12 protein-coding genes and 1 tRNA gene are annotated in these 9332 nt (G+C 66.7%); 10 read left to right on the forward strand and 3 right to left on the reverse strand.

The genetic code is table 11. The features are described 5' to 3' along the window. From V6M42_RS09775 to V6M42_RS09785, 3 genes are all read right to left on the reverse strand, one after another. On the reverse strand, positions 1 to 1037 hold a 1037-nt coding region (locus V6M42_RS09775), incomplete at its 3' end, for a M56 family metallopeptidase (protein ID WP_332678358.1). A 5-nt stretch (positions 1038 to 1042) separates the two neighbouring features. Then, positions 1043 to 1417: a BlaI/MecI/CopY family transcriptional regulator gene (locus V6M42_RS09780; RefSeq protein WP_332661034.1), complete on the reverse strand. Its 375-nt coding sequence runs from the start codon at positions 1415 to 1417 to the stop codon at positions 1043 to 1045. Between the two features lie 1467 nt (positions 1418 to 2884). Next, a tRNA-Asp gene (locus V6M42_RS09785) sits at positions 2885 to 2961 on the reverse strand. Between the two features lie 267 nt (positions 2962 to 3228). On the opposite strand from V6M42_RS09785, the gene V6M42_RS09790 reads away from it, so the two are divergent. The 10 genes from V6M42_RS09790 to nuoF are packed head-to-tail and all read left to right on the forward strand — an operon-like array spanning position 3229 to position 9331. Next, on the forward strand, positions 3229 to 3606 hold the full coding sequence (locus tag V6M42_RS09790) for an NADH-quinone oxidoreductase subunit A (RefSeq protein WP_332661030.1): 378 nt from the start codon (positions 3229 to 3231) through the stop codon (positions 3604 to 3606). Next, positions 3576 to 4232, forward strand: a complete 657-nt coding sequence (locus V6M42_RS09795; RefSeq protein ID WP_442880950.1) for a NuoB/complex I 20 kDa subunit family protein — start codon at positions 3576 to 3578, stop codon at positions 4230 to 4232. Before V6M42_RS09790 ends, V6M42_RS09795 begins: the two co-directional genes overlap by 31 nt. A 23-nt stretch (positions 4233 to 4255) precedes the next feature. After that, positions 4256 to 4870 (forward strand): NADH-quinone oxidoreductase subunit C, encoded by a 615-nt coding sequence (locus tag V6M42_RS09800; protein ID WP_332661045.1) that lies wholly within the window; start codon positions 4256 to 4258, stop codon positions 4868 to 4870. Next, a complete protein-coding gene (locus V6M42_RS09805; protein WP_332678353.1) occupies positions 4870 to 6132 on the forward strand; it encodes an NADH-quinone oxidoreductase subunit D in 1263 nt (420 codons plus the stop codon). Before V6M42_RS09800 ends, V6M42_RS09805 begins: the two co-directional genes overlap by 1 nt. Further along, positions 6132 to 6506, forward strand: coding sequence for an SgcJ/EcaC family oxidoreductase (locus V6M42_RS09810; RefSeq protein WP_332661026.1), 375 nt, complete (start codon positions 6132 to 6134; stop codon positions 6504 to 6506). Before V6M42_RS09805 ends, V6M42_RS09810 begins: the two co-directional genes overlap by 1 nt. Continuing rightward, positions 6503 to 6904 carry a hypothetical protein gene (locus V6M42_RS09815; protein ID WP_332678354.1) on the forward strand — a complete coding sequence of 134 codons (402 nt, stop codon included), beginning with the start codon at positions 6503 to 6505 and terminating at the stop codon, positions 6902 to 6904. The genes V6M42_RS09810 and V6M42_RS09815 overlap by 4 nt, the downstream gene beginning before the upstream one ends. After that, positions 6901 to 7089 (forward strand): hypothetical protein, encoded by a 189-nt coding sequence (locus V6M42_RS09820; RefSeq protein ID WP_332661023.1) that lies wholly within the window; start codon positions 6901 to 6903, stop codon positions 7087 to 7089. Before V6M42_RS09815 ends, V6M42_RS09820 begins: the two co-directional genes overlap by 4 nt. Next, positions 7089 to 7751, forward strand: coding sequence for an NADH-quinone oxidoreductase subunit NuoE (gene nuoE, locus V6M42_RS09825; protein WP_332678355.1), 663 nt, complete (start codon positions 7089 to 7091; stop codon positions 7749 to 7751). Before V6M42_RS09820 ends, nuoE begins: the two co-directional genes overlap by 1 nt. Then, complete coding sequence (locus V6M42_RS09830) at positions 7748 to 8014, forward strand: hypothetical protein (RefSeq protein ID WP_332678356.1); 267 nt, start codon at positions 7748 to 7750, stop codon at positions 8012 to 8014. Before nuoE ends, V6M42_RS09830 begins: the two co-directional genes overlap by 4 nt. A 3-nt stretch (positions 8015 to 8017) precedes the next feature. Beyond that, positions 8018 to 9331 carry an NADH-quinone oxidoreductase subunit NuoF gene (gene nuoF / locus V6M42_RS09835; RefSeq protein WP_332678357.1) on the forward strand — a complete coding sequence of 438 codons (1314 nt, stop codon included), beginning with the start codon at positions 8018 to 8020 and terminating at the stop codon, positions 9329 to 9331. Position 9332: the final 1 nt, after the last annotated feature.

The raw sequence follows: 9332 nt of genomic DNA on the forward strand, positions 1-9332 counted from the left end.
CGGGGCGGCGCCATGGGAGCCGTCGGCGCGACCGGCGGGGTCGGCGCGGCCGGGGCCAGGGCCGCGAAGGGCGCGCGCGGGGGCGGCGGAGGCTCGGGCAGTTGCCGCGCCGCCAGTTCGACCGCGGCCAGCGGGGTGGCGATGGCAAGCAGGGCGCCGACCGCCGCCATCATGGCGATGGGGCGAGGCGAGGCGGGGCGGCGTTGGGTCATGACCTTGGTGATCCTTTTCGCGAGGGAACGGGCCGGTCCGGTCATGCCGGTGGCGGCCACGGGGGTGAAGTCGGCGGCCATCCCCAGCAGGGTGCGGGCGTAGGCCTCGGGTTCGACATGGCGCAGGGCCTCGGCGTCGGCGGCCTCCTCGGACAGGCGTCCGAGTTCGCTTTGCAGCAGCCAGACCAGCGGACTGAACCAGAACAGGGCGGCGGCCACGCGGGACAGGGCCAGGAACATCCAGTCGCGGCGGCGGATATGGGCAAGTTCGTGGGCGAGCACGGCCTCGGCGTCGCGCGGCTGGTTCAACTGGGCGGCGCCGATCAGAACCACGCCGGGCGGCACGCCCCAGCTCAGCGGCGCGGCAATCCGGCCGGTCGCCAGCAGGCGAGGGGCGAACCTGCCGCCCAGCCGGGCCAGCGCCGCCGTCCAGGCGGGATCGGAGACGACCTCGCCGCGGCGGGTCCAGCGGGCCAGGGTCAGCACCCCGAGGCCGAAGCGGGCGAGAAGGGCGGCGGCGCCGAGGGCCCAGACGAGGGCGATCCATGTCGGCAGGCCGGGCAGGGCGAAGGCCGGCGAGACGCCCGGGGCCGTTCCCGCCGCCGGAGGGATGAAGGTCTCGACAGGCGCGGGCGTGGGCGGGGCCGCCAGCCAGACGGTGAGGTCGGGACCGGCCAGGGCGATCAGGGGCAGGGCGACCAGCAGGACGACGGCGGCCCGCAACAGCGTCACGCGCTCGGCCGGCGACCGGCCGGCCAGACTCCAGACCGCCGACAGGGCCAGACCGGCGATGAGGCTGGACTTGACCAGCAGGGACAGGAGCATCGCGATCACGACTCGCGCTCCCGGGCGTTTTCGATGGCGCGCTCGAGCGCGGCCAGTTCGTCGGGCTTCAACCTCTTCGTCAGGCCGAGCAGGGCCGTGGCCGCGCTGGCGGCGGAGCCGGCGAAGAAGGTGTCGACCAGCCGGTTCAGGGCCCCGGCGGCGACCGCATCGGGATTGGGCACCGGGGCGTAGACATATGTGGCGCCCTCATTGTGATGATCGACGAGACCCTTGGCCTCCAGCCGGGTCAGCAGCGTCCGCACGGCCGAGTCGCTGGGCGAACCGGCCATGGCCTGGCGCACTGCAGACGCCGTGCCTGTTTCCAGCCGGCACAGTATCTCGAACACCTCGCGTTCACGGCGGGGAAGGGTCTCGATCATGCCGGCGAGTCTCCTGCTACATCTGTAGTGTTACGTTTGTAGCGGAAAAAGGCAAGACTGCGGCGCGGGGATGAAACCGCGGTAAGGTCCGGTCGTTGAGCGACTGGAAATGGAACCCGAGCCCGTCGAACGGCGGCTTCCGGTAAAACTCTCCCAAAAGTTGCGTCTTTCACCTAGACTTCGCGCTAATGTAGGAGGATCGAGCCGTGACGGATACAACAACGACCGTTGACGACGTGATCGTCGTTGGCAACCGGCGACCCGCCAGAACGTCCGCACCGTTCGGAGGAGGTTCTGGCGTCGGTGGTGGCAAAGGCTGGGACCCCATCGAGCAGCGGGAGATCGATGAAGAACCGGAGGACGATGGCTCGGATGACTGCTATGGAGGTGTCCGCGGTCACCGCCGCCGTTTGGCGCAGTGGACGGAAGGAAGTTGCCTACGCTGTGGGTGTGGACTGAGCCAATGATCATAGCGGGGTCCCGGCCACCGTAACTCAAGTCACCCGTCGATCCGACGCCCCCGCTCACAAACGGGTCCCCCTCCTTCACCGGCCCAAGAGAGACCGTTCCATCCGGGTTGAGAAATAGGTAGGCGCCTCGTTCGCGATAATTCAAACCGTCTTCGCCCTGCAGCGACACCCCCTGCAGACGTAGATGCATATAACGCCATCCACTACTATGACGCCGACACCATCGAAGGCGACATTCAGGCCAATCAGCCCAGTATTGAGGTAGACCCCAATGGCCAAGCCTGCCCGTAACGCAATTGCAGCGGCTGTCGCTCTTGGCGTCGTTTGCGGGGCGACCGTGGTCTGTGCGCAAGCCGCCCCGCCAAGAGTACCCGATGCGCCAGGTCTGACGCCGCCGGGCGCGACCTTCGTCCTCGGCTTTTCCCGCGGCGACCCAACCGCGCCGCTAATAGTCTGGATTTACCGTCGAGCCATGATGGCAGAGAGCCCGGACGGCATCCGGGCTCCCGGCGAGTGGCTGTACGGGCGTCAGGCAGACGGCTCCGTGAAGTGGATCAGTTCGAAAGATTGCCCTCGAATTATCGGCGCCTTGGCCGGCTTTGAACGCCTTTTGCCCGCGATGTTCGCCTTGCCGCCGCTGTATGGCTATCCCCCCGAAGGCGCCGACATGCCAAGCGCTGCCGTAACGCCCCCCGACGGGGTCGGATATCAGGCTTGGGGCCTCGGTCGCCAATCCGACGGTGAGTCGGCCTATCTATCGCTTTCCGCGACGGGGGGGGCATTGGCGGGCGTAATCAACCGGGCAGAGGCGTCAGTGCGGGAATGTCAGACTGCGGAATCGGGTGTGATCGGGCGCTGAAGGGGCCCGTCTTCATGGGGAGGCCGGAAACAGAACGTCCAGCGACAAAAATTCGAATGTCAGAATTCTGCGTTGGAAATGCGCGCCAGCGGCGCTGGGGGCCCGCGCCACTTCTTCCTGATTTTGTTTAGGAAAAAGTGGCGCGAGTGACGGGACTCGAACCCGCGACCTCCGGCGTGACAGGCCGGCACTCTAACCAACTGAGCTACACCCGCGTATCCCGGCCGCGGCGCTGAAAGGGTGCGTCGCGGCGAGGGGCGTCGTTTAGGCGGGGGCGGCTCGCACTGTCAAGCGACGAAAGCGGGCTTTTCGAGAGTTTTTCCCCGACGGCGACGCCATCGAGGCCGCCGCTGGAAGTGCGGAATAACCTGCGAACCATTCTCAAGAAAAACCTTTCGTCACATGGGTTTGAACGGGCGCGGCTCCCGGTCTAGAAAGCGCCGAATCCGCCCCTCCCTCTGTGGCGGACGAGGTCCCCCCGGATGAACGCATTCCTGCTCCAATATCTGCCGATCGTGATCTTTCTCGGGATCGCGGCGGTTCTCGGCCTCGGCTTCATGATCGCGGCCTGGGTCCTGGCGCCCAAGAATCCCGACAGCGAGAAGCTGTCGGCCTATGAGTGCGGCTTCAACGCGTTCGACGACGCGCGGATGAAGTTCGACGTCCGGTTCTATCTGGTGTCGATCCTCTTCATCATCTTCGATCTGGAAGTGGCCTTCCTGTTCCCCTGGGCGGTGTCGATGTTCGACCTGTCGCGCGCGGGCATGGTGTTCGCCTTCTGGTCGATGATGGTCTTCCTGGGCGTGCTGACCGTCGGCTTCATCTACGAATGGAAGAAGGGCGCGCTCGAATGGGAGTGACGACCACGAACACCGTCCCGCTGATCGGCGTGGGCAACCAGGGCAGCTCGCCCGTGGGGCCGCACGCCTCGTCGCCCCTGGCCTTCGGTCAGGGCGGCCGGACCATGGTCGAGGGCTACGACCCGGCCATCCACGACAAATTCTTCGAGGCCGTGAACGCCGAACTGGGCGAGCGCGGCTTCATCACCACCTCGCTGGACGACGTCATCAACTGGGCCCGAACCGGCTCGCTGATGTGGATGACCTTCGGCCTGGCCTGCTGCGCCGTGGAAATGATGCAGGCCTCGATGCCGCGCTTCGACATGGAGCGGTTCGGCATGGCCCCGCGCGCCAGCCCGCGCCAGTCCGACCTGATGATCGTGGCCGGCACACTGACCAACAAGATGGCTCCGGCCCTGCGCAAGGTCTACGACCAGATGCCGGACCCGCGCTACGTCCTGTCCATGGGCAGCTGCGCCAACGGCGGCGGGTACTACCACTACAGTTACAGCGTTGTTCGCGGTTGCGACCGGGTCGTGCCGGTCGACGTCTATGTGCCCGGGTGCCCGCCGACGGCGGAGGCGCTGCTGTACGGGCTGCTGCAGCTGCAGAAGAAGATCCGGCGGACGGGGACGATCGACCGATGAACGCGCTCGCCCGTATGGAAGAGATGGAGACCGCCCTCACGCCGCTGGGCGCGGAGATGGTCGGGGCGCTGGGCGTCGAGGCCCAGGTGGCGTTCGGCGAGCTGACGCTGATCACGGACCGCGACAGCATCCTCGAGGTGCTGACGACGCTGAAGGACCGGTTCGGCTTCCATCAGCTGCTGGACCTGTGCGGGGTGGACTTCCCGGACCGCAAGGAGCGGTTCGAGGTGGTCTACCACCTGCTGTCGATGACGCGGAACGCGCGCGTGCGGGTCAAGCTGACGACCGACGAGGTCCAGCCCGTGCCGAGCGCCGTGGGCGTCTTCCCCTGCGCCGACTGGTTCGAGCGCGAGGCGTTCGACATGTACGGCATGCTGTTCTCGGGTCACCCGGACCTGCGCCGGCTGCTGACCGACTACGGCTTCCAGGGACATCCGCTGCGCAAGGACTTCCCCATGACCGGCTATGTCGAGGTCCGGTACGACGAGGAGCAGAAGCGGGTGGTCTATGAGCCCGTCAAACTGACCCAGGAATTCCGGCAGTTCGACTTCCTGTCCCCGTGGGAGGGCGCGGAATATCCGCTGGACGTCCTGCCGGGCGACGAGAAGGCGCAGGGACTGGCGGGGAGCAAGGCCTGATGGCTGACGGACACAACACGCCCGCGCCGCCGCTGGGGGCCACGGACATCTTCGACGATGGCCTGACCGACCACGCCCGCGCGCTGGACGACCGCAAATTCACGATCAATTTCGGGCCCCAGCACCCGGCCGCCCACGGCGTGCTGCGTCTGGTGCTGGAGCTGGACGGCGAACTGGTCACCCGCGTCGATCCGCACATCGGCCTGCTGCACCGCGGCACCGAGAAGCTGATGGAGGCGCGGACCTATCTGCAGAACGTGCCGTATCTGGATCGCCTCGACTACGTCGCGCCGATGAACCAGGAGCACGCCTTCTGCCTGGCCATCGAAAAACTGCTGGGCGTCGAGATTCCTTACCGGGCCCAGCTGATCCGGGTGCTGTATTCCGAGATCGGCCGCATTCTCTCGCACCTGCTGAACGTGACGACCCAGGCCATGGACGTCGGCGCCCTGACGCCGCCGCTGTGGGGCTTCGAGGAACGCGAAAAGCTGATGGTGTTCTACGAGCGCGCTTCGGGCGCCCGTCTGCACGCCAACTATTTCCGGCCCGGCGGCGTCCACCAGGACCTGCCCAACGCCCTGATCGACGACATCGGCCGCTGGTGCGCGGAATTCCCGGCGGCGCTGAAGGACATTGAATCCCTCGTCACCGAGAACCGCATCTTCAAACAGCGCAACGTCGACATCGGCGTGGTGTCGAAACAGCAGGCGCTGGACTGGGGCTTCACCGGCGTGATGCTGCGCGGTTCTGACATTCCGTGGGACCTGCGCAAGTCGCAGCCGTACGAATGCTACGCCGATCTCGAGTTCGACATCGCCGTGGGCAAGAACGGCGACTGCTGGGACCGTTACCTGTGCCGCATCGAGGAGATGAAGCAGTCGGTGCGCATCATGGAGCAGTGCATCCATAAACTGCGCAACTGCCCCGGCGAGCCGGTGATGACCGAGAACAACAAGGTCGTCCCGCCCAAGCGCGGCGAGATGAAGCGCTCGATGGAAGCGCTGATCCACCACTTCAAACTCTACACCGAGGGCTTCCGCACGCCCGAGGGCGAGGTCTACGCCTCGGTCGAGGCGCCCAAGGGCGAGTTCGGCATCTATCTGGTCAGCGACGGCACCAACAAGCCCTACCGGGTCAAGATCTCGGCCCCGGGCTTCCGCTCGCTGCAGGCCATGGACTGGATGAACCGCGGCCACATGCTGGCGGACGTCTCGGCCATTCTGGGTTCGCTGGACATCGTGTTCGGGGAAGTGGACCGGTGATGTTCGACTGCGATCCGGCCACGGTCATCGACCAGCAGATCGCCGCCTGGCGCGCGCGGGACGCGGAAGCGTTCGCGGCCTTCTATGCGGCCGACGCTGTGATCATGGACTTTCCCGCGACGGTGACGTCCACGGGCCGTGAAGAGATCCAGGCCCGTTACGCCCGCAGCTTCGCAAGATCTCCGGCCGACCTTCGGCTGTCCATCCGGACGCGGATCGTCTCGGGCGAATATGTGATCGACGAAGAGGTGCTCACCGTCGGTCAAGGTCAGATCGAGGCGGTGGTGGTCTATCGCGTCCAGGACTGCCTGATCACCCGCGCCGACCTGTTGCCCTCGCAGGTCCGCCCCCTGTCGACGGAGGCCGGCCAGTGAGCGCCTTCGCCGTCGATCCGGTGTTCACCACCACCCAGGCGATCTGGTTCGCCGCGCTGCTGACGTTCGCCGTCGCGGTGCAGGCGGTCTTTTCGCCGAAGCGGCGTGCGATCATGGGCGGGCTGAAATTCGCCCTGGCCAGCGCGGTCGTCGCGGCTCCGGGTCTGGCCGGCGTGACGCTGGTGCGCGGCGCCTACCGGCTGGGTTATCTGGAAGAGGGCAGGGGCTTCTGGGAAGCCAATCTGCGCTCGGTGGTGTGGATGAGCGGCGCGATCTTCGCCGGCCAGATGGCCGTGCGCTATCTGCCGCCGATGGCCTGGCTGTCGCGCGACCTGCGCACCGCCGGCCGCGCCGTGTGGAGCGAGCGGCTGGGCCGCTGGATGGGGAGCGCGCGATGAGCGACAAGCCCTTGAGCGATCTGGTCCGGCAGGGCTGGGCGGTGGTCGGCTATACGGTGACCGACAGCGGCGGGGACGTGTGGAAGCACAATTTCCTGCTCAGCCGCCAGGGCGCGCACAAGGTGCTGACCGTGCGCAAGAAAATGATGGGCGACGGCGTCGTCGCCTCTGAGATGGAAGTCTGATGAGCGTTCGTCGTCTCGCCAAGGAACAGCCCGCCTCGTTCGCCTTCTCGAAGGCGACGAAGGCGAAGTGCGACTGGTGGATCGCCAAATATCCCGAGAACCGTCGTCAGTCGGCGGTGATCCCGATCCTGTGGCTGGTCCAGAAGCAGGAGGGCTGGGTCTCGGAGCCCGCCATCCGCGCGATCGGCGAACTGCTGGGCATGCCCTTCATCCGGGTGCTGGAGGTCGCGACCTTCTACACCATGTTCATGCTCGAACCGGTCGGCTCGGCGGCCCTGATCCAGGTCTGCGGCACCACGCCCTGCATGCTGCGCGGCGCCGGCGAGCTGATGGACGTCTGCAAGAACAAGATCGGCCCCAAGGACACGCTGAGCGCCGACGGCCGCTTCACCTGGCAGGAGGTCGAATGCCTGGGCGCCTGCGCCAATGCGCCGATGGCCCAGATCAACGACTACTATTTCGAGGACCTGACGGCCGAGACGATGGCCCAGGTCATCGACGACTTCGCCGCCGGCAAGAAGCCGAAGCCCGGCTCGCGCGTCGGCCGCGCCAGTTCGGAGCCGGAAGGCGGGGCCCTGACCCTGACCGATCCGAAGCTGTATGACGGTTCGGCCGCCAAGCCGATCAGGAAGCTGCCCAACAGCGATCCGGTGGTCGCATGAGCCGCCCCGATCTGACCGACGACGCCAAGGTCGCCCAGTACCGCGCCGAGCTGCGCACGGTCGGCCGCAATCAGCGTCTGGCCGGTTTCGCCCTGGTCATTCTCGGCGCCGTCGCTGTCTGGGGCTCGGGCTCCGTGGGCGGCGCGGGCCCGATGCTGCAATGGATCGGCTACGGCGCCCTGGCCTTCGGCTGGGCCCTGATGCTCGGCGCGATCTTCATGCGTACCCGTTATCACCGCCGCCGCATGGCGGAGATGGACTGAATCATGGTCGGAATCCTCGAAGACAAGGATCGCATCTTCACCAACCTGTACGGGCTCCAGGACTGGGGTCTGGAGGGTGCGAAGAAGCGCGGCGCGTGGAACGCGACCAAGGACATGCTCGACCTCGGTCGGGACTGGATCATCACCAACGTCAAGAACTCGGGCCTGCGCGGACGCGGCGGCGCCGGCTTCTCGACCGGTCTGAAGTGGTCCTTCATGCCGAAGGAGGTGAAGGACCGGCCGCACTATCTGGTCGTCAACGCCGACGAATCCGAACCCGGGACCGCCAAGGACCGGGAGATCATGCGCCACGATCCGCAACTGCTGATCGAGGGTTGTCTGATCGCCAGCTTCGCGATGCAGGCGCACGCCTGCTACATCTATCTGCGTGGCGAATATGTGCTGGAACGCGAGCGCATGGAGGCGGCGGTCAAGCAGGCCTATGAGGCCAGGCTGATCGGCAAGAACAACGTCCATGGCTGGGACTTCGACGTCTACATCCACCACGGCGCCGGGGCCTATATCTGCGGCGAGGAGACGGCCCTGCTGGAGTCGCTGGAAGGCAAGAAGGGCCAGCCGCGCCTGAAGCCGCCGTTCCCGGCGGGCGCGGGCCTGTACGGCTGTCCGACCACGGTGAACAACGTCGAGTCGATCGCGGTCGTGGGCACCATCCTGCGCCGCGGCGCCGAGTGGTTCGCGGGCTTCGGCCGTCCGAACAACACCGGCACCAAGCTGATGACCATCAGCGGCCATGTGAACCGGCCGTGCAATGTCGAAGAGGCGATGTCGATCCCGCTGAAGCAGCTGCTGGAAGAGCACTGCGGCGGCGTGCGCGGCGGCTGGGACAATCTGAAGGCCGTCATTCCGGGCGGTTCGTCCGTGCCGCTGATCACGCGAGAGATGTCCGAGACGGCGCTGATGGATTTCGACTCCTTGCGCGACATGCGCTCGGGCCTCGGCACGGCGGCGGTGATCGTCATGGACCAGTCGACCGATCTGGTCCGCGCCATCGCCCGCATCAGCTATTTCTACAAGCATGAGAGCTGCGGCCAGTGCACGCCGTGCCGCGAGGGCACGGGCTGGATGTGGCGCGTGCTGGAGCGGATGGCCGTCGGCGAGGCCGACCCGTCCGAGATCGACATGCTGCTGGAGGTCTCGACCCAGATCGAGGGCCACACCATCTGCGCCCTGGGCGACGCCGCGGCCTGGCCGGTGCAGGGCCTGATCCGGCATTTCCGTCACGAGATCGAGGAGCGCATCTCCTCCTACCGCAGCCGCCGCGCGAATTTCGCCGGCCACGCGATCGCGGCGGAGTAGG

The sequence above is a fragment of the Brevundimonas sp. genome, from assembly GCF_036677305.1.
GTDB lineage: Bacteria > Pseudomonadota > Alphaproteobacteria > Caulobacterales > Caulobacteraceae > Brevundimonas.